Source organism: Nostoc sp. JL31, assembly GCF_017114965.1.
GTDB lineage: Bacteria > Cyanobacteriota > Cyanobacteriia > Cyanobacteriales > Nostocaceae > Nostoc > Nostoc punctiforme_A.
The window spans coordinates 1-21,173 of record NZ_JABXKO010000009.1; the positions used below are offsets into that span (position 1 = coordinate 1).

At 40.8% G+C, this 21,173-nt stretch carries 18 protein-coding genes and 2 pseudogenes; 15 read left to right on the forward strand and 5 right to left on the reverse strand.

Annotated features, from left to right (window positions below; all coding sequences use genetic code 11):
- Positions 1–55 precede the first annotated feature (55 nt).
- The 3 genes and pseudogenes from HWQ43_RS00405 to HWQ43_RS00415 form a co-directional block, all read right to left on the reverse strand.
- Positions 56–211, reverse strand: a pseudogene (locus HWQ43_RS00405) (SAM-dependent methyltransferase); the annotation flags it as partial.
- A 229-nt stretch (positions 212–440) separates the two neighbouring features.
- The gene (locus tag HWQ43_RS00410) at positions 441–1,439 is read right to left on the reverse strand and encodes a nodulation protein NodZ (protein WP_292728745.1); all 999 of its coding nucleotides are present in this window, start codon (positions 1,437–1,439) and stop codon (positions 441–443) included.
- A gap of 242 nt (positions 1,440–1,681) precedes the next feature.
- Positions 1,682–3,952, reverse strand: a complete 2,271-nt coding sequence (locus tag HWQ43_RS00415) for a bifunctional (p)ppGpp synthetase/guanosine-3',5'-bis(diphosphate) 3'-pyrophosphohydrolase (RefSeq protein WP_292728748.1) — start codon at positions 3,950–3,952, stop codon at positions 1,682–1,684.
- Between the two features lie 325 nt (positions 3,953–4,277).
- Between HWQ43_RS00415 and patD the strand changes: the two genes are divergently transcribed.
- Positions 4,278–4,631, forward strand: coding sequence for a heterocyst frequency control protein PatD (gene patD, locus HWQ43_RS00420; protein ID WP_292728752.1), 354 nt, complete (start codon positions 4,278–4,280; stop codon positions 4,629–4,631).
- A gap of 108 nt (positions 4,632–4,739) precedes the next feature.
- Here patD and HWQ43_RS00425 read toward each other — a convergent pair whose 3' ends face one another.
- Entirely contained in the window at positions 4,740–5,375 is a 636-nt protein-coding gene (locus HWQ43_RS00425) for a TetR/AcrR family transcriptional regulator (protein WP_292728755.1), read from the reverse strand.
- Positions 5,376–5,652: 277 nt separating this feature from the next.
- On the opposite strand from HWQ43_RS00425, the gene HWQ43_RS00430 reads away from it, so the two are divergent.
- The 12 genes and pseudogenes from HWQ43_RS00430 to HWQ43_RS00485 all read left to right on the forward strand — a co-directional run bounded on the left by HWQ43_RS00430 (position 5,653) and on the right by HWQ43_RS00485 (position 19,841).
- Entirely contained in the window at positions 5,653–7,242 is a 1,590-nt protein-coding gene (locus HWQ43_RS00430) for a DHA2 family efflux MFS transporter permease subunit (RefSeq protein ID WP_292728757.1), read from the forward strand.
- A 791-nt stretch (positions 7,243–8,033) separates the two neighbouring features.
- Positions 8,034–8,759 (forward strand): phosphoadenosine phosphosulfate reductase, encoded by a 726-nt coding sequence (gene cysH, locus HWQ43_RS00435; protein ID WP_292728759.1) that lies wholly within the window; start codon positions 8,034–8,036, stop codon positions 8,757–8,759.
- Between the two features lie 68 nt (positions 8,760–8,827).
- Entirely contained in the window at positions 8,828–10,081 is a 1,254-nt protein-coding gene (locus HWQ43_RS00440) for an exonuclease SbcCD subunit D (RefSeq protein ID WP_292728762.1), read from the forward strand.
- Between the two features lie 168 nt (positions 10,082–10,249).
- Positions 10,250–10,879: pseudogene (locus tag HWQ43_RS00445) on the forward strand (restriction endonuclease subunit R).
- Between the two features lie 444 nt (positions 10,880–11,323).
- Positions 11,324–12,481, forward strand: a complete 1,158-nt coding sequence (locus HWQ43_RS00450) for a sulfate ABC transporter substrate-binding protein (protein ID WP_292728764.1) — start codon at positions 11,324–11,326, stop codon at positions 12,479–12,481.
- 88 nt (positions 12,482–12,569) lie between these two features.
- On the forward strand, positions 12,570–13,571 hold the full coding sequence (locus HWQ43_RS00455) for a PstS family phosphate ABC transporter substrate-binding protein (protein ID WP_292728766.1): 1,002 nt from the start codon (positions 12,570–12,572) through the stop codon (positions 13,569–13,571).
- 50 nt (positions 13,572–13,621) lie between these two features.
- Positions 13,622–14,563: a phosphate ABC transporter permease subunit PstC gene (gene pstC / locus HWQ43_RS00460; RefSeq protein ID WP_292728769.1), complete on the forward strand. Its 942-nt coding sequence runs from the start codon at positions 13,622–13,624 to the stop codon at positions 14,561–14,563.
- Positions 14,564–14,569: 6 nt separating this feature from the next.
- Positions 14,570–15,469, forward strand: a complete 900-nt coding sequence (gene pstA / locus HWQ43_RS00465) for a phosphate ABC transporter permease PstA (RefSeq protein ID WP_292728771.1) — start codon at positions 14,570–14,572, stop codon at positions 15,467–15,469.
- A gap of 52 nt (positions 15,470–15,521) precedes the next feature.
- Positions 15,522–16,349: a phosphate ABC transporter ATP-binding protein PstB gene (pstB, locus tag HWQ43_RS00470; RefSeq protein WP_179064465.1), complete on the forward strand. Its 828-nt coding sequence runs from the start codon at positions 15,522–15,524 to the stop codon at positions 16,347–16,349.
- A 257-nt stretch (positions 16,350–16,606) separates the two neighbouring features.
- The gene (locus HWQ43_RS00475; protein WP_292728775.1) at positions 16,607–16,831 is read left to right on the forward strand and encodes a hypothetical protein; all 225 of its coding nucleotides are present in this window, start codon (positions 16,607–16,609) and stop codon (positions 16,829–16,831) included.
- Between the two features lie 364 nt (positions 16,832–17,195).
- Positions 17,196–17,621, forward strand: a complete 426-nt coding sequence (locus HWQ43_RS00480) for a hypothetical protein (protein WP_292728776.1) — start codon at positions 17,196–17,198, stop codon at positions 17,619–17,621.
- 81 nt (positions 17,622–17,702) lie between these two features.
- Complete coding sequence (locus HWQ43_RS00485; protein ID WP_292728778.1) at positions 17,703–19,841, forward strand: DHH family phosphoesterase; 2,139 nt, start codon at positions 17,703–17,705, stop codon at positions 19,839–19,841.
- A gap of 50 nt (positions 19,842–19,891) precedes the next feature.
- On the opposite strand, the gene HWQ43_RS00490 is transcribed toward HWQ43_RS00485, so the two are convergent.
- Complete coding sequence (locus HWQ43_RS00490; protein ID WP_190240852.1) at positions 19,892–20,035, reverse strand: photosystem II reaction center protein Ycf12; 144 nt, start codon at positions 20,033–20,035, stop codon at positions 19,892–19,894.
- Positions 20,036–20,245: 210 nt separating this feature from the next.
- Between HWQ43_RS00490 and HWQ43_RS00495 the strand changes: the two genes are divergently transcribed.
- Both HWQ43_RS00495 and HWQ43_RS00500 read left to right on the forward strand, forming a co-directional pair.
- Positions 20,246–20,596 carry a YkgJ family cysteine cluster protein gene (locus tag HWQ43_RS00495; RefSeq protein ID WP_292728780.1) on the forward strand — a complete coding sequence of 117 codons (351 nt, stop codon included), beginning with the start codon at positions 20,246–20,248 and terminating at the stop codon, positions 20,594–20,596.
- A gap of 100 nt (positions 20,597–20,696) precedes the next feature.
- Positions 20,697–21,128, forward strand: a complete 432-nt coding sequence (locus HWQ43_RS00500) for a TMEM165/GDT1 family protein (protein ID WP_292728781.1) — start codon at positions 20,697–20,699, stop codon at positions 21,126–21,128.
- Positions 21,129–21,173 lie beyond the last annotated feature (45 nt).

Here is a 21,173-nt window from a genome sequence, read left to right on the forward strand (position 1 = left end):
CAAGCTAACCGTCCTTGAGCATTTCTACTCATTTAGGTTAAACGAGTCGCACGTCAGTACCACAACCTAATTCTAAAATACGCCGACTTGTGGAAGGTAAACAACGGGTAATTACCTCCAACATCTCATCGTATCGCGGTAACAGCTGGCGAATACCAGTGTCAAAATCAGCAGTGTTGGCGAATACCTCTCCGGGAAATAATTGTTGCATAGGGATTGGAACTAATATATACACAAATCAATATTGCCAAGCAATTTTGGGGACATCTTCTAAAATCAAGAATCCATTACATCTCAATTTATAACCACTATAGTCAAGTTGCTTTGCTCTAATTAAAAATTAAAAATTAAAAATTCAATCAGTGGGGCTTGTACCCAAAATTAATTAAAAATCATTATTCTTCTTAATTTTAATTTTTAACTTTTAATTAAAAAAAAGATCACGAAAGAACTGTTTTTTCTCTAACCCAAGCAATTAAGTTTTTGACTTTTCCTTTTAAACTGTATTGAGAAGTATCAATTGTATTAGCTTCTGGGATATCAGAAATCAACTTTGCGACTACACCAAAAGTAGAAGTTTGGTTGTATATTAAATAATTACATTTGCTTAATAAATAGATATCTATTAAGGCTTGAACACCATTTTCAAATCTATCTGGACATTCAGGATTCTGGTGTAAAGAAGAGCCTGACGCAGGATACCACTTATCTGTCACTAAAATATTAGTATATTTCTCTCTAAACAAATGCTCAACTTCGGGATTATCAGTAGCTAAAAATATCAAACTTTTAGGATGTTTTTCAAGAATCTTATCAACAAATTCTAAATAGAGATTTTTGGAAGTTTTTCTGTCGGTATATCTAACATGAACCCCGATTACTATGTCTTCAAAAGAACTATCTACAGTTTTTTTAATAATTGCCTCAATATTAGGTTGTAAACTCAGATGTTCTCTAATTATCTTTTTTAAAATAGTTTCATTACTCAGACTTTGAAGATAAGCGAAATCACCTAAAAAATGTCGTCTTAGCTTATAAGTCTCTGTTACATACGACCATCTAATCAAAATATCTTCACTATAATCTAGGCGGGACATGTTAGTAGTATATTTTGACCATATTTTCGGGTTGTTATATCGCAAATCATCTGGAGATTCGTATGATAGAAGTATCTCATTCACAGATTTGTCTAAGCTATTCTTCCAGACACTTGGATAGACAGATTGAGTAGAAGGTATTTCTGAAGCTTGAGTAACATCATGAAGATTAAAAAAGTCAGGAAAAACATTGCTGCGATTATTTGAGTAAACCTCATCGCTCCAATCAACAACTATCTTTCTATTAGTAAGTTGAGCATATAAAATACTGTCCAAGAGAGCGAGAAAACGATTTCCCATCCCTGCTTTGCCTTTGACTAATAAAAACTTCTCTGAAACCATTTTTCATTGCTCCTAACAATTTTAAACTCAAAAAATCGTTGACGAACCCGCCAAGGAAGATTTTATTCATATTTTCTAGATCGCCAGAATAATATCACTCATGATAGGTCAAATCAATAGTTGACGAACCTGCCAGGGAAGGTTTTATCTCTTTAGACGCAGTTTATAGCCGCCATATTGAGTTCCCAGACAGGCTGCTAGGTAAGCAAGATAAGATTTTTTTTGGGATACTGATACTCCTGTTACTCGTCAATTTGACCGACGCGGCGGATATTCAAAATGTCGCTCATTTTCTTAATTTGGACGAAGACTTGCTCTAGTTGAGAGCGATCGCGTATATCTATACCTAAGTCCATCAATGCAGGTTGACCAGTAGAGGTTTTTACCTGGGCATGACGGACGTTGATCCCTTGGTCGCTTAACCGTGACAAAATATCCTTTAGCACCCCAACACGGTCAAGGGCTTCAATTTGAACATCTACTGGATAGGTGTGCGGACGACCACTATTTTCGGCGGCTGGATTCCACCTCACTGGTACTAAACGTTCATACTCCACAGTTTCCAGATTATGGCAGCCTTGGCGATGAATTGAAATCCCCCTACCTCGCGTTACCACACCAATAATTGGTTCGCCAGGAATCGGGGTACAACACCCAGCTAAATAATAGACCAAACCTTCCACCCCAAAAATTGGCGAATCAGTGGAACGTGAGGTACTTGGAGGTGCGTCTCGTAAAGCTTTTGATGTCGCTGGTTCTCTGGGGATAAATGGCGACACAATGGCAACTGGTTGTTGTCCCTTTGCTACTTCTCGCCAGCGATTTAGCACTAGGTTCAACGTAATTTCTCCGTAACCCAAACCAGCGAGTAAATCTTCCACGCTGTGGTAGTTACACTTTTCAGCAACAATCTGCATCGCATCTGACTTCAGCAAACTATCAAAACCAGTTTTACCAAGTTCCTTTTCTAACAACTCCCGTCCACGGGCGACATTTTCTTCCCGGCGCGATCGCTTGTACCATTGTTTAATCCGATATTTTGCCGCCGAAGTTCTGACAAAGTTCAACCAATCCAAACTTGGATGGCAGTTCTTTTGGGTGAGAACCTCTACAATATCGCCATTTTGCAGCCGCGTTGACAGTGGCACCATTCGCCCATTCACCCGCGCCCCTGAACAGTGGTTTCCAACTTCTGTATGAATGCGATAAGCAAAATCTACAGTCGTAGCACCAGGACTTAAAGGAACAACATCCCCCTTAGGGGTGAAGACATAGACATCATCTTCAAATAGATTATCTTTGACGCTATCAAGATATTCTTGGGCATCCTTAAGATCGGTTTGCCATTCCAGCAGTTGCCGCAGCCAAGTAAACTTGTCATCTGTGCCTGTCAAATGGCTAATACTAGAACCACCTGTTTCTTTATACTTCCAATGGGCAGCAATCCCATACTCGGCGATATGATGCATTTCGATTGTCCGAATTTGCACCTCTAAAGGACGGCCAGTTAGTCCAATTACCCCAGTATGCAATGACTGGTAACGGTTAGGCTTTGGCAATCCAATATAGTCCTTAAATCTCCCCGGAATTGGGCGAAAAGCATCATGAACCACCGCCAACGCCCGATAGCATTCCTCATTGGTTTGAACAATTATTCGCAGCGCTGCCAAATCGTAAATTTCATGAAATTCCTTTTGCTGGCGGTGCATTTTTTGGTAAATGCTATAAAGGTGCTTGGGGCGACCGCTGATTTCCTGAAAGTGGATTCCGGCTTGCTGCAAACGCTCTTGCAACATGTTCGTAGCTCTAGCCAATTTCTCTTCTCGCGCTGTCCGTTTTTCAGAAACATGCTCTTGCATTTGGCGGTAAGCTTCCGGTTCCAAATACTTAAAAGCCAAATCTTCCAGTTCCCATTTAATTCGCCAAATTCCCAAGCGATTGGCTAAAGGTGCGAAGATATCTCGCGTTTCCTGGGCACTGCGGCGGCGGCTGGCTTCTGACATATATTGTAAAGTTCGCATATTATGCAAACGATCTGCCAATTTGACCACAATTACCCGAATATCTTGCGCCATTGCCAAAAACATCCGCCGAAAGTTTTCGGCTTGGCTTTCGGTTTTGCTGGTGAAATTGATCTTAGAAAGCTTGGTGACGCCTTCAACCAATTGCCGCACTTCTGCGCCAAAGCGTTCTTCTATTTCTTGACTTGTAACTTCTGTATCTTCAACGACATCATGGAGAAATCCAGCTGCTATCATAGCAGCACTACCTCCCAAGTCACGCAGCAATTCAGCCACAGCAATGGGATGAGCAATGTATGGCTCTCCCGATTTGCGGTATTGGCCTTCATGCAGTTTGTAAGCAAATTCAAATGCCCGACCAATTAAGACGGCATCATTATGCCTTCGGTCATCTTCCGCTGCGCCGCTACTTGTCGATGACTCCTTCAAACATTTTTTCAACCATTCGGGAATGGCAAGGTCAACTGATGAATTTATCGCTATACTGCTCATACAATTTGGGTTTAGAGAGGATGGGTAGATAAGTGAATGATAAATAAAACTAGCAGCATCGCCCTGAAAAGATGCTGTTGCCCAAAGACGGGTGAAAAAAGCAGTGTAAGGATTTTTCCAATTGCAATAGCACAGCGTTAGATAGGCAGGAGCGTTTGGTAGTCATCCAGTTTGAGTTTCAAGGATCGTTAAATGAAAGAAAATCCATTGATGGCAAACAAAGCCCCAAATCAAGATTTGAGGCTTCTAGTGCTGATAAGTCTTTAAGAAAGTTTATTGTAGAAGAAAAATTACTTGACATTAATACTATCTTAACTAGCACTGGATGTCTTTAAACCGTGAGAAATATCTGGCATTCGTAACTTTGTTAGAGCAATTACGCTCCGATGCCACAACTACCCAAATCGTTGCGCCAGAAATACGGCAGCGTGTAGCCACGTTGCAGCAATTTTTTGGGCAACAGATTGTGCCTTTGGCTGATGAAAACTGGCGAGTGCAGTCTTATCAAACCGAGATGAGCAAGCAATTGCGCCTGTTGGCAATAGATGTGATGTTTTTGCAAGGAGCGCGGCAAGCATCTACTGTACAAACGAGACTTCAAACGATTAGCGATCGCTTGACAACCCTCATTCAATACTGTGATGCTATTCTGCAACCAGAAGCGGAAGGAGAAAAATAACAATTGTTCACCTTTTTCTCTAATTTCTCCATCATCTCATTTATGACCTATAGTGGAAAGTTATTTTGCTAACAAGTTGGAATTGAGGAATTGAGCATTGGGCATAGGTTATTCTTTCCCCTTGTCCCCCTTGTCCTCCTGTCCCCCTTGCCCCCTACTCCCTACTCCCTTTATCAGAAGATTCATCGTGCGGCGCATGTATGCTTCTACTGGCTCAGTTGTGGGTTTGAAGATCAGTGCATAATATAGTGATCCGCTTACAAGGTCGATAATTAAGTCTACATCTGCATTATTGTGAATTTCGCCTCTAGACTTGGCACGCTCAAGTATTTTAGAAAAGGCTTCACGTCTGAGTTTCGTATATTTTGTCCAGTAAACCTCGGCAAATTGAGGATTGCTAGACGCTGTACTAACAATCAGCGCAAGTGTCTGACGACCAAGGGGACTATCTATTTTTTTGGCGGCATTCTTAATCAGGATATCCATGTCTCCCCAAAAGCTGGCGGTATCGGGGATCGCTAAATCATCTCTGAGACTTTCTATCGCGTCTGCAACTAGTTCTTCTTTGGAAGTGTAACGCCGATAAATAGTTGTTTTACCAACTCCAGCACGAGAAGCGATCGCTTCTATACTCATGCTTTCATATCCTACCTCTGCAAGCAAATCCAAAGTTGCTTGCAGAATAGCTTGGTCGGCATGGATGCTGCGTGGGCGTCCAGAGGTGCTGTTGATTTGCTTACTCATAAAATATCATCCCCAAGCAATATCTTCTTGGCCATTTGCTTCTACTTTTGGGCATAGAACATAGCTTTTGGAAAAGGAAATAAGCCTCATAACCCAATTCTCATGCACTAAAACAGCAGCAATGACCATCCATCTTTAGCATAGGTATTTCTGCCGCTTTTCATAGAAAACTCTCTTGACCGTTTTTATATGATACGCTACCGTAGCGTATATATACAATACTTAATTTTAGCTTTGGCATTGCTTGACATCTTCCAAATATTATTTGTGCTAAATAATGGCTACCAACATTAAAGGTTCTAGTTTTGACAAATTTGGTTATGTCCACGGGCCATTGAAGTGGGCGATCGCTTTTACGGCTTCTCTGGGTGCGATATTAGAAGTAATTGATACTAGTATTGTTAACGTTGCCCTGACAGATATACAGGCTAGTTTGGGTGCAACTGTTAGTGAAGTCGGCTGGGTGGTAACTGGATATGCGATCGCAAATGTCGTCTTAATTCCCTTATCTGCATGGCTGGGAGATTACTTTGGACGCAAAACCTACTTTATCTTCTCGTTGATTGGCTTTACCCTGGCCTCGGTTTTATGCGGTTTGGCATTTAATCTGCCGATGTTAGTTTTTTCTCGAATTCTTCAAGGTTTGTGTGGTGGCGGGTTGCTAGCTAAAGCCCAAGCGATTTTGTTCGAGACTTTTCCACCTGCTGAACAGGGTTTAGCACAAGCAGTTTTTGGGGTAGGTGTAATTGCTGGCCCAGCCATCGGCCCGACTTTAGGGGGATTTTTGGTAGATGGTTTAGGCTGGCGGTGGATTTTCTTTGTGAATATTCCCTTCGGGATCGTTGCAGTGGCGATGTCAGTGGTATTTTTGCCCAAAGACAAAGATAAGAGTGAGACACAAAGCCAAGCCGTCGATTGGTTCGGGATTGGGTTTTTAGTTATCGCTATTGGCTGTATGCAAACTTTGTTAGAGGAAGGAGAGAAAGATGACTGGTTTTCCTCCAGTTTTATTACCACGTTAGCGATCGCTAGTTTTATCGGCTTGGGATTGTTTATTTGGTACGAATTGCGAATAGCCCATCCTGCTGTGGATTTGAGAGTTTTGCGTCACCGTTCTTTAGCTGCGGGAAGCGTTCTCTCAGCAGTGGTGGGTATGGGGCTTTATGGCACGCTCTTTGCTGTGCCGATATTTGCTCAAAGTGTACTGCACTTTACGGCAACGCAGACAGGACTATTGTTAGCGCCTGGTGCTTTAGCATCTGCGATCGTGATGGTTTTATTAGGTAAACTGTCTAGTAAAATTGATGCCCGATTTTTAATTGCAATGGGCGCTGTGGGATCGTCTGGAGTTATGTTTCAACTCGCAGCAATTACTCCACAAACTGGCATAGATGATTTATTTTGGCCATTGGTATGGCGTGGGGCTTTTACTGTGTTAATGTTTCTGCCTTTGAGTTTGGCAGTTTTAGGCCCGCTACCCAAACAGGATATTTCTGCTGGCTCTGGTTTCTACAACCTCACCCGACAACTGGGTGGTAGCATTGGCATTGCTTTACTCACCACTTTGCTTGACCGACGAGAAGCTTTTCATCGAGCCATCCTGTTAGCAAAACTTAGTCCTTATGACCCAGAGACGAGTCAGCGCCTCGACTTACTCAACGGGGCACTCCAAGGTCAAGGCATGGATGCAACAACATCTCAACAGCAAGCATTAGCTTTATTAAGTCAAATAGTAAATACTCAAGCTGCGGTTTTGTCTTACGCAGATTGCTTTCGAGTGGTAGGGGTAGGGTTTCTTTGCTCGTTACCTCTGTTGTTATTTCTGGGTAAAGGCGGTGCAGGAGCGAAAGCGCCAGTCGGTCATTAGTACGTTGTCAAGCTAGTTTTGAGGGTTTGTAGTAAGCACTTTAGTGCTTGGGAAACTAAGGACTAAAGTCCTTACTACGAACTTCCTTACCTATCAATTTAAACTTGACAGACTACTAGGGATCGCATCCCTATTCTAAATTCTCTGACTGCAAAACTGCGTAATAATACGGCTTCAGAATTATTCTCTACCGCAAGTGATAGCAGAAAATTAATATACACTGATTGATCTAAATGAAAAAAGTAAAAGTCCCACTCAGTTTTGAGCGGGACTATATGAAGTCTTATTACTAAAATGAGAAATCTTGATCTTAGAAAAAGTTCATTATTGTAATAACCCCAACGCTGGTTAACATCATTAAAGCGCCCATAATTATAGACTGGCCTAATGGATTGCTGAATTTTGCGTTGTTCATTTAAGTAAAATCCCTTTTATTAATAGTTCCTTAACCATATCAAAATCAGTATAAATATCTATAAAAGTATTATAAAACTTAAATTAACTTAAGATTTGTTAGTAAATAATTCATTTATGCTTATGTAATAATTTTTACTGGGCATTGGGCATTAGGAGTGCTGTTAACGGATAGCTAGGATTTAGCCCGTGCTGAGTGCTGAGTTAGGAGTTAGGGGTTTTGTTTGCCCCCTTGTCTCCCCCACTCCCCATTCTCCATTCTCAAAATGTAGTAATTTCCACACAAAATCATTACCTTATTTCCGAGCGGAATACGCGTCTTAATGAAGTAAGATCGATCTTAATCAAGGTAAAAATATTTTGAATAGAAGATTATCATGACAGTCTCCACGGCATCTAGAAACCAAGCGATCGCTTTTGACTTAGACAAATTAAACGAGCAATTTGAAAGTGCCACACCCAAAGACATACTGGCATGGTCTATAGAGAATATCCCAACGGGACTGGTGCAAACAAGCGCCTTTAACGTGGATGACATGATAATTACCCATATTCTTTACACTGAACTGAAGCATCCGGTTCCTGTGATCTTTCTTGACACCTTGCACCACTTCCCTGAAAGCCTAGAATTGGTAGACAAAGCCATACAAATCTATAACCTGGATTTGCAAACTTTCAAAACTCCAGATGTAGACACCCGCGAAGCCTTTGAAGCCAAATACGGCGATAAACTCTGGGACAAAGATATTGCCAAATTCCACCACATTACAAAAATTGAACCACTACTACGGGGTCTAGACGAACTCAACAGCGTCGCTTGGATTACCGGACGCCGCCGTGACCAAGCAGTAACCCGTGCGAATATGCCCATATTTGAATTTGATGGTAAAGGTCGGCTGAAAGTAAATCCCATAGCTACTTGGACACGTCAAGACAGCTGGGTTTACGTAGCTGAACATGGAGTCATCTACAACCCCCTCCACGACCAAGGTTATCCCAGCATCGGCGACCAACCCATCACCACCAAAGTAGGCGAAGGCGAAGACGAACGCGCCGGACGCTGGCGGGGAAGTGATAAAACAGAATGCGGAATTCATATTTAGTCATTGGTCATTTGTCATTTGTCATTAGTATTAGACAAAGGACAAATGACTAAGAACAAAGGACAAATATGATTAAAATCCTCCATCTCTCCGATATCCACATGGGAAGCGGTTTTTCCCACGGACGAATTAATCCGGCGACGGGAGTAAATACACGATTGGAGGATTTTGTTAATACTCTATCTATATGTATTGACCGAGCGCTGACAGATGTAGTTGATATGGTGATATTTGGTGGCGATGCTTTCCCGGATGCTACACCACCACCTTATGTACAGCAAGCTTTTGCCAGCCAATTTCGCCGTCTCATGGATGCCAATATTCCCACAGTGCTGTTGGTAGGCAACCACGACCAACATTCCCAAGGACAGGGAGGCGCGAGTTTAAATATTTACCGCACTTTGGGAGTGCCAGGGTTTGTTGTTGGTGATACATTAACTACTCACTGTATCGAAACCCGTAATGGCAAAGTGCAAGTAATTACTCTACCTTGGCTAACTCGTTCGACTTTGATGACTCGCCAAGAGACTGAAGGTTTGTCTTTGGCGGAAGTCAACCAACTATTAACGGAACGTCTGCGAGTTGTTCTAGAAGGGGAAATTCGCCGTCTTGACCCCGATGTGCCAACTATCCTTCTGGCTCACTTAATGTCTGACAATGCTACCTTGGGCGCAGAACGCTTTTTGGCAGTAGGTAAAGGCTTTACTTTACCCCTATCTTTGCTGACGCGACCTTGTTTTGATTATGTAGCGTTGGGACACGTCCACCGCCACCAAAATCTGAATAAATCTAACAACCCGCCGGTGATTTATCCAGGGAGTATTGAGCGGGTAGATTTTAGCGAAGAAAAGGAAGACAAAGGCTATGTAATGTTGGAACTGGAACGGGGGAAGGTTGAATGGGAATTTTGTCCCTTAACAGTTCGGACTTTCCGCACCATTGAGGTGGATATCTCGAAAGCAGATGATCCGCAGGCGGTGTTAATGAAAGCGATCGCTAAATATAATATTGAAGATGCTGTAGTGCGGCTAATTTACAAACTCCGCTCTGAACAGATGGATTTAATTGACAGTTCCTCTCTACATACTGCTTTAAGTCCCGCTCATACCTATACCATTCAAGCAGAATTAGTGAGTCAATTAGCCAGGCCCCGCATTCCTGAATTGAGTGCAAGTAGCAGCATCGACCCAATGGAAGCGTTAAAAACTTACTTGAACAATCGCGAAGACCTCAAAGACATCGCAACCTCAATGATGGATGCAGCTCAGAAGTTGCTAGCAGATGAAGTGGAAGTTTGGCTGGAAGCAGCAACTAATGAGTAGGATAAAATAATTTGTAATTAACAATTATTATGGAATAACGTAGACGCTTCTCTACGAGACGCTACGCGAACGGCTTGCCGCAGGCTACCGCAGAGGCGCGGAGGGCACGGAGAAATCAGAGTTTTAGAGGTATTTTGTGTAAGCCCTATTTTCCACTCTCCAAAATCTATGACGCAAACAATCCAAGCAAAGGCCATCGACTTACGCTATTTAATTGATAACTTTGGTATTCAGTTAGTTTTAGATGACTCATTCTTCCACGAATGGCAAGAATATTTACCAGAAATTAATGATTTAGATAAACAACTTTTAGATAAGGTAAAAACGGGTTATTTTAATCTTCTGAATTATCCACCTTTACTAGAAGATGTAGTTAGAATGGCTGTTGTAGACCCATTACTTTTTATTGGGGATTTTTATCTAGCTCCGTTTTATGTAAAATCAGAAGAATCTATAGATATTGCTGTGCCAGATGAAGATGTAATCATCAAAGGTAGAATAGATACCTTAGTTTTGAAAGAGTAATTATGGGTGATGATTATTGAGTCTAAAAGAGCTTCGTTTTCAGTGGAACAAGGAGTCGCACAAATTCTTGCTTATCTGTTAGGAAATATGTATACCGATAAACCTAGTTTTGGTATGATTGCCACAGGAAGCGAGTTTATTTTCGTCAAATTAGTGAAAGGAAATCCACCGCGTTATGCTTTATCAAAGGGTTTTTTGATGCGAAACCCTGGAAATGAATTGTACGACGTGCTACTTATATTGAAACGCCTGACTCAGTTGGTGAGTGCTTAAACCTTATCGCCTGATTATATATTCTCACAACAGGTAAGTATTGATGCCTTTGAGAGTTAGACATTTAGATATTATATACAGATAATTGATACTCTTAATGAGCGCGATCGCTAGATATGATATTCAAGATGCTTTAATGCGGCTACTTTATTTTATAAACAGCTTTACTGGCTAAAAAAATCGAGTTTTTACAACTATTTTGTATTACAAATAACATATTTTTTAGCAAATATGTATGTATACAACCGATTATTTCGCTTTCCAGCAGAAAAACCCGTTTTTTGAAATGCCTTGCTAAATCAGATTTATTTGCTACTTTTGATGATAGATTGCTCACTTAGTCAAAAAAATTTAATTCAGATGATAAATATTATTCTATATACCCTATAATTCTCATAATCACGGTATCCATGTAGAAATACCGTAGATTTAGGGGTGATTCCAATGAGCAAGTCGCAACAACCAACAAAATTAAGTAAATTCCTAAGTGAGGGGATACAGGCTTATGCCATGAAAGCCTTGCGGACTATACAACTATCGTATCAACACGCAATTAGAAGTTGGTTGGATGGACGCAGTATCCAAAGCTTTGTGAGTCTGTTATTAATAAGTATTTTTTTGAGTATAGCAGTTGCCTCCTGTTCTGGAAGCAGTTCAGCTAGCAAAAATGATGTTAAGTTAAAACTCGTTTCATTCTCTGTCACCAAAGCCGCACATGACCAGATAATTCCCAAATTTATCGAAAAGTGGAAGCAAGAACACAACCAAAATGTCACATTTGAGCAAAGTTATGGTGGTTCTGGCGCTCAAGCAGCTGCTGTGATTGACGGTTCGCAAGAAGCAGATATAGTACATTTGGCACTTCCCCTCGATGTCAGCAAAATTGCTCTTGCAGGTTTGATTAAATCAGGTTGGGAAACCAAAGCACCGAGAAGTGGTATCGTTAGTAGATCGGTTGCTGCGATCGTTACTCGCGAAGGCAACCCGAAAGGCATTCAGACTTGGGCAGACTTGGCAAAAGATGGCGTGAAAGTGATTGCAGCTAACCCAAAAACTTCTGGTATTGCTATCTGGGAATTCTTAGCTTTCTGGGGTTCGGTAACTCTAACAGGTGGTGATGAAGCGACAGCGTTAGATTATGTCACCAAAGTTTATAAGAATACGCCGACTCTAACGAAAGATGCCCGTGAGGCTAGTGATTTATTCTTCCAAAAAGGTGAGGGAGATGTCTTAATCAACTACGAAAATGAGGTGATTTTGGCAGATAAAAATGGGACGAAGTTGCCTTATGTTGTACCCCAAGTCAATATTTCCATTGACAATCCTGTGGCGATAGTTGATAAAAACGTTGATAAACACAGTACAAGAGAAGTTGCACAAGCATTTGTTGATTTTCTTTACTCCACAGAAGCTCAACGGGAATTTGCCAAATTACAATATCGTCCTGTTAACCCTAGCGTTACCCAAGAAGTAGCATCACAACATCCGCCAATTAAAACTTTATTCACATCTCAAGATTTAGGTGGTTGGGATATTATTCAGAGCAAGTTTTTTGGAAATGGGGCAATATTTGACAAAATTAAAGCTGCGAACAAAGCATGATAAAAGAGATATCATGCTGCATTCTCTATATTTTGCAGTTAGCCAAGCATTAAGTAATTCTCAGCCACTTTATCTCAATAGATAATTTATGAGCTTTTTTAACCGATTTCAAAATAGCTTTTTCTTAACATCTTTAATGCTTCTTGCCAGCAGTATCACTGCTTGTAACAGCGGACAGGAATTGAAAAGTCAAGTAAGTATTGATGGTGCTGCTGTAGGTTTTCCAGTTTCTTTAGCAGTTGCAGAAGAATACGGCAGAGGCAAACCTGAAGCTAAAGTTAGTGTTGCCTCAAGTGGTACTGGTGGTGGTTTCAGTAAATTTTGTAATGGCGACATTGATATAGCTGGTGCTTCTCGCACCATTAGAGATGAAGAAATCAAAAAATGTAAAAGTAAGAATATTGAATTTGTCGAGTTACCTGTAGCTTTAGATGGTATAGCCGTAATTGCTAACCGTAAAAATAACTTCGCGAAATGTCTAACTATTAAGGAACTGGGCAAAATTTGGGGTGCAAAATCAGACGGTAAAATCTTGACTTGGAATCAAGTTAATCCCAAATTCCCTAACGAAAAACTGAAGCTGTATGCTCCTGCTTCTGATACTGGAACCTTTGATTATATGACTCAAGCTGTGACTGGCAAAGCCAAGAATGGCCGTACAGATTACACCCCTAGTCACAATCAAAATCTCCTAGTACAAGGTGTTTCAGGTGATGTATCAGCCTTGGGTTATGTTGGGATATCTTACTACATTCAAAACCAAGATAAACTCAATCTAGTTGCTGTAGAAAGTCCTACAGGAAAGTGTGAAAAGCCAGTTCCTGTAGATAATGTCATCAAAAATATCTACACACCTTTGTCTCGTCCTCTATTTCTCTATGTCAGTAAAAAATCCTTAGATACCAAGCCAGCAGTTAAAGAATTTGTAGATTTTTATCTAGAAAATTCTTGGAAGTGGGTAGATAGTGTTGGTTATGTGGCACTACCTGATGAAGCTTATGTCAAGGTCAAACAAAAATTTGCTACTGGTGAAACAGGGACAAAATTCAAAAAAGCAAAACCAGGTGAACCAATCACAAACTTTATTTAAATAAAGTTCTAGTCATTGTAGTCTGAATGTAGTTAAAAAAATAATTGTTTATGCAAAATCTCAATTCTCAAAACGATCCTTATCTACTTTGCAGACAATCATTGGATAAAAATCCATCTGAAGATATTTCTGAAAAAATTGTTGGGGTAATTTTATTTGCTTGCGCTTTAGTTTCGGTTTTAACTACTTTTGGAATTGTCGTAATTATCTTTCAGGAGACATTCGGTTTTTTCCAAGAAGTTTCCTTTGCTCAATTCTTTCTTGATACGAAATGGACGCCTTTATTTGCAGATAGACATTTTGGCGTTTGGCCGTTGATTAATGGCACTTTCTTAACAACGGCTATTGCAATGGCAGTTGCTATTCCTTTGGGTTTATCTTCTGCCATTTATTTAAGTGAATATGCTCAACCCAAAGTGGCAGCAGTTTTACGTCCAGCAGTGGAACTTTTAGCGGGAATACCCACAGTAGTATATGGTTACTTTGCGCTGTTGTTTGTCACACCTTTGCTACGAAATTTTATCCCTCTGGAAATATTCAACGCCTTGAGTGCAGGTTTAATGATGGGAGTAATGATTACTCCTACTGTTGGTTCTATCAGCTTAGATGCTATTAAAGCAGTTCCCCGCTCTTTACGAGAAGGATCTTATGCTTTAGGTATCACTAAACTGGAAACCATTTTTAAAGTAGTTCTACCAGCCGCGCTTTCTGGAATCATCGCCTCAATTATATTGGGTATTTCTCGCGCTGTGGGTGAAACAATGACTGTTCTCATTGCCGCTGGACTACAGCCAAAGCTGACTGTTAATTTTGCGGAATCAATAGAAACAATGACAGCTTACATGGCACAAATTTCTGGAGGAGATAGTCCGCGTGGTAGTCTAAATTTCAAAACCTTATATGCTGTAGGTGCTGTTCTGTTTCTAATCACCCTAGCTTTGAATATTGTTAGTTACTGGATTGCAAATCGCTTTAAAGAAAAATACGATTAATTAAGTATGGCTACAAGTTTTCAACCAAATAGTTCTCTAGATTCTACGGTAGAATTTACCGATAATGTTGAAAGTAGAGAGACATTAGGAAAAGTATTTGAAGTAATTTTTTTGTTAGGATTGCTGATTGGTTTATTTATCCTAGCATTGCTACTTTTTGATATTTTGAAAGACGGATTAGGTAGATTTTTGTCACCCGGCTTTCTCACCGAAACTCCTTCTCGTTTTGCTGACCAAGGTGGCATTCGTCCTGCAATTATCAGCAGCGTTCTTTTGGGAACTGTTGTGATTTTTGTTACTGTTCCTATTGGTGTCGGAGCAGCTTTATATCTAGAAGAGTATGCACCTAAAGCTTGGTGGACAGCGATTATTGAGATTAATATCAGTAATCTGGCAGGTGTACCTTCTATTGTTTATGGATTGCTGGGTTTAGGAGTTTTCAATTATTTACTTGGGTTTGGTCCCGCTTTAATTTCTGGTGCATTGACTTTATCTTTGTTGTCTTTACCAGTAATTATTGTCACTTCTAGAGAAGCAATTCGCGCCGTCCCAGATTCTTTGAGAAATGCTTCTTATGGATTAGGTGTTACCAAATGGCGAACTATCAGCAGTCACGTCATACCTTATGCTATTCCTGGTATTTTGACAGGAGTGATTATCTCTGTATCCCGTGCCATTGGTGATGCAGCCTCTCTAATTGTTGTCGGTGCTGTGGGTTTTCTCACTTTTGACCCTGGTTTGTTCCAGAGATTTATGGCATTACCCATTCAAATTTACAGTTACATCACTCGTCCTGAACCGGGTTTTGCTGGTGCAGCAGCAGCGACAATTATTGCTTTGTTGCTCTTGATTTTAGCTTTAAATGGTGTAGCAATTTATATCCGGCAACGCTTCTCAATCCGTTAGGTAATTAAATATCTAATTAGATACATTCACAGATATTAGGAGATACGCTTTCATGACTTATAGCAATAGTAGAAGTCAATCAGATAGTGCCACAATCGAGCAAGGTAGTAGCGTCTTCAATGTTGAAGGTGTAAAGGTTTTCTATGGAGGATTTCTAGCACTTTTAGATGTTTATCTAAAGATTCCTGATAAACAAATTATTGCTTTTATTGGGCCTTCAGGATGCGGTAAAAGTACATTACTGCGTTGCTTCAACCGTATGAATGATTTAATTCCTGGTGCTAAAGTTGAGGGTAGACTGAATTATCGCGATCGCAACATCTACGATCCTAAGATAAACTCTGTAAAATTACGCCGCCAAGTCGGAATGGTTTTTCAAAGACCAAATCCTTTCCCCAAGTCAATATACGAAAATATTTCCTTTGGGCCGCGGGCTAATGGTTATAAAGGTAACATCGATGAATTGGTGGAAGATTCCCTTAGACGCGCTGCTATCTGGGATGAAGTCAAAGACAAACTCAAAGAGAAGGGTACTGCATTATCTGGCGGACAACAGCAACGACTTTGCATTGCTCGTGCGATCGCTATGAAGCCAGATGTATTATTAATGGATGAACCATGTTCTGCTCTCGACCCCATTTCTAGCCGCCAAGTAGAAGAACTCTGCTTAGAACTCAAGGAGCAATACACCATCATCATGGTGACACACAATATGCAGCAAGCTTCTAGAGTCGCAGATTTCACCGCTTTCTTCAATACAGAAATTGACGAGTATGGCAAACGTCGTGGCAAATTAGTTGAGTTTAATCCGACAGCCCAAATGTTCAGTTCTCCTCAAACCAAAGAAGCTGAGGATTACATCAGTGGACGGTTTGGTTAAAGAGAGGTGACAACGGAAGGGGAAAGGTAAAAGCCAAATTCAGTTATGAGTGACTATTATCCCTTTAACCTTTTCCCTTTCATCTAAATCTAGTCAACTCAATGTCCCTTTAAAAAAGACTTCTGTCTACTGAAATTTATACCTGGAAAGAAATCCCCCAACTTTTGCAGTTTGTTTTTTCGTATAAATTCTTCCCCCACTAAAAGCCGAGATTAAGTAATATATATATAAATATAACCATAAATAAAAGGCGTACAGTGAAAATTCAAGAATTAAAAGCATTGATTAAAGAAACTATGCCTGAAGTTCTGCAAGAAGAAAGACTTCGCCTCTGCCAAATTCTCATTCCTTACATAAGTGATGATGAGCAACGCGAACTGGAAGCCGAATTTGGTGTACCTTCAGATGATGCTGAGAATGAAGTAATTGATATGACCGATTGGGTAAGATATGGTAATAAAGTTTCGCAAAAGAGCGATTAAATTTTTATAAAAAGCAAGTCCCGAAGATGTCGAAAATATTCGGGAGCAAATAAAGCGAATTGTTATTGCTGTCGAAGACCAAGGCATTATCCCGTTTACAGAATTAGATATCAAAAAGATGAAAGGTGATTGGGAGGGATTTTACAGACTACGTATAGGTAAAAACAGAATTATTTTTACAGTTGATATTGATTCGAGAGACATCGAAATTTACGCCATTGGTGCGAGAGGAGATGTTTATAACAAATAATTCGTAATTAGTAATTTAATAACTGGGAATTACCAAAGTAATTATGGAAAATATACTGAGGCTTGATGTACAAAACAAAAGTAGTATTTATGTTTAGTACTTATACTGTGTATTATGTTTAAGCCTCTGTCATTTGCTTTAGTTATAGCTACCATTCTAGTAGCATCAATCAATAATCCCAGTGCTACCTTAGCTCGAACTTGTGCCTCTAAGTGTGGGTCGCACCCAATTCAGTTTACACCTGGGCAACACATCCGAGTTGAAATTATAAATAGCACACCCAACCTGATTAAAATTCAAAAACCCTCCGAGACTGATGCAATATCCTTGAGTCCAGGGCAGAAATTAAATTTAGGACAAATAGAGGGTACTGAGCCAAATACATCTTTGATATTTTGGAGCGAAAAAGGTTTATCACTACAAGCAATTGTCTCTAAACTTAACTTTGGCACATTGCGGCTAGAACTCCGTCCAACTTGGCGCTCTCCAGGCGATCGCTCTTTGTATATTACGGATGATGGTAGGATAAACGTGTTTTAGATAGCAAATAATGTTATTAGTTATGAGTTAAGAAACAACTTTCAATTCAACACTCATAACTGAAAACTCCTAACTTCTATTGTGCTAGACCGACCTGTATCTGAACTATCAAAGCCTCGCCGACGCTTACCCGATCAACGTTGGCAAATTTATCCACAAAAACCAGAATTTGCCCAAAATCTGGCGGTTTTGACAAATATTTCACCGATTGTCAGCCAGTTGTTGATTAATCGGGGTATGGAAACACCAGAACAGGTACAAGCATTTTTAGATCCAGAGTCTTTAGTTTTGCCTTCGCCGTTAGAAGATTTCCCAGATTTGGCGATTAGTTTAGAGTTGTTGGAAAATGCGATCGCTTCTCAAACAAAAATTGCTATTTGTGGTGATTATGATGCTGATGGGATGACTAGCACTGCTCTACTTTTGCGTAGTCTCCGCACTTTAGGCGCACAAGTAGATTATGCTATCCCCAGCCGGATGCACGAAGGCTATGGTATTAATAAACGCATAGTTGAAGAATTTCACCGCGAAGGTGTGGGATTAATTCTCACTGTAGATAATGGTATCTCTGCATTTGAACCAGTTGCGAGAGCTAGAGAACTTGGTCTTGCAGTGATTATCACCGATCATCATGATATACCCCAAAAATTACCGCCAGCTAACGCTATCCTCAACCCCAAACTAATAGCTGAATCTTCACCTTATCGGGGTGTTGCTGGTGTTGGTGTTGCCTACATTTTGGCAGTGTCTCTAGCACAACAACTAGGCCAGACTAAGGGCTTGATTCAGCCAATGCTAGCACTGTTTACGCTGGGAACGATCGCAGATTTAGCCCCCTTAACTGGTGTAAATCGCCGTTGGGTAAAACGTGGTTTACAACATTTACCCAAATCCCACTTACCTGGAATACAGGCGTTGATTCAGGTAGGTGGAGTACAGGCGAGAGATGAAGGAGCAGGGGAGCAGCGGAGCAGCGGAGCAGGGGAGCAGCGGAGCAGCGGAGCAGGGGAGCAGGGGAGAAAATCTCCAATCCAAAATCCAAAATCCCTCAAGCCTGAAGATATCGGGTTTCGTCTGGGGCCGCGAATTAATGCTATCGGTAGGATTGGTAATCCCCAGACTGTGATTGAATTGCTGACTACAGATGATATGGGAGTAGCGCTGGAAAGAGCAATGCAGTGCGAACAAATCAACGCTTCTCGCCAGGAAATGTGTCAGCAAATTGAACAAGAAGCGATCGCTTATGTAGAAGCAGAATTTGTTACATCTCTACAACGAGATCGTGTATTAATTGTTGTTCAACCCAATTGGCATCACGGCGTTATTGGCATTGTCGCCTCCCGCTTGGTGGAACGTTACGGTGTTCCCGTATTTATCGGGACTTATGAGGATGAGGAACATATACGCGGTTCTGCACGTTCAATTCCAGAGTTTCATGTGTTCGAAGCTTTAGAATATTGTCACGATTTACTAGGCAAATTTGGCGGACACAAAGCAGCCGGGGGATTCTCTCTACCAGCAGAGAATTTACAGGTGTTGCGATCGCGTTTGATTGAGTTTGCTAACCAGTGTCTTGAACCCCAACATCTCAAGCCTCTGCTCAAAATTGATGCTGAAGTCAACCTCAATCATCTCAATCAGCAGCTTTATCAACAGCTTAATGCTCTACATCCCTGCGGTATGGACAACCCCGATCCAGTTTTCTGGACACCTAATGTCCAAGTGGTTGAGCAAAAAATTGTTGGGAAGGGTCATATTAAACTCACAATCGCCCAAACTGTCGATAATCAGGAGTATAAAATCAAAGCGATCGCTTGGCGTTGGGGCGACTACTTCCGCTTACCACCGCGTGTGGATGTCGCTTACAAACTGCGAGAAAATTACTTTAACGGTAACACTAGCATCGAACTAGAGTTAATCGGTGTCAGGTTGCCAATTAAGCTTCAACAATTTTTTGCTTCTTCACCTATCCAGTCAAGCACCACCTTTGAGTACAACCAGCGACAGTATACCTGTGGTTTCTATAAAAACGGTATTGAAGCAGAATTAAGAATTAAAAACTCTGAAGGCAAAGTATTAGCTATGCAGCCAGGACATATAATTGGTTTGCTGGGCACTAATCGTCAAAACGCCAAAGAAGTCGATCTCTCTCAACCACAGTATGACAATATTATCCAAGCTGCCCTTCAGGCGTTATCAGTATTAAGTGCTGAGTTATGAGTTTTAAATTCCAAAATTTTCTTCTACTCAACACTCAGCACTCAGCACTGTTAAAGGTTGCCGTTGCGAAATGCCAGCACAAAGATTACAGCTGGGCCAGCAATCACAATTAGCGCCACGGACAGCAATTGGAAAATAACTTCCCAATTGATACTGGTAAAAGCGTTAAACAATCCAGATAAAGCATCAAACATTTTTCTTTTTCTCCTCTCAATTGTCTTAAAAAATTCAATAACTTAATTACAAAACCCGCAATCGATCATATCTGGCTATGGCCTGTTAGATTTAATTTACTTAACAAAATTATAAGAAAAGACATAAAAACGTAAAATAGGGGCATTGGGCATTGGGCATTGTCTATTCTCCCTATTCCCTATTCCCCACTCCCTACTCCCTAATCCAAAATGTCAACTTGGCAATGTGTAAAGCAATGTGGAGCCTGCTGTAATCTCGACCCAGCAGAGCGTCCAGACTTGGAAGAGTATCTCTCACCACCAGAACTAGAACTCTACCTCAGCATGGTAGGCGAAGGGGGATGGTGCGTTAATTTCGACCATACCACGCGAGAATGTCGCATCTACTCCAATCGCCCTCGCTTCTGCCGTGTGGAATCAGAAGTGTTTCAAGATATGTATGGGGTTGAACCAGAAGAAGTCAACGATTTTGCTATTGACTGCTGTCGCCAGCAAATAGAAGGAGTTTATGGCGATCGCAGTTTAGAAATATTACGCTTCGACAAAGCTGTTGGCCTTTGACACCCAACCCTCCTTTTTTTGTGTGAGGTTGCAATTTATGACAAAAATCTGAGAAAATGATAGAAATATGAAAAGACTCTAGCAACCAAAACTACTGCTTGTGAAACTTGACTCTGTACCTTTGGAGATTTCTGGCATATCTCACACTGAGATCGAGCTAGAACTGAAAGATAGCAATGATATTAACTTAGCTCCCGCGATCGCTCCGTCAGTTCAGCCTGTAATTGCCGATAGTCCTCAAAAGCAGCAATCAGTGCTAGTAGTTTTTGGTACGACTTTTGTAACCATTTTTCTAGCAGAAATTGGAGATAAAACTCAGCTATCCACTCTGTTAATGAGCGCACAATCTCATTCGCCGTGGGTGGTATTTATCGGATCTGCGGCGGCCCTAATAACCACCAGCTTATTAGGTGTACTTTTAGGTAGTTGGATAGCCAACCGACTCAGCCCAAAAACTGTAGAAAAATCAGCCGGCGTAATGTTGTTGGTAATTTCCCTAATGCTATTTTGGGATGTATTTAATAGTCATTAGTCATTAGTCATTAGTCATTAGTCATTAGTCATTAGTCATTAGTCA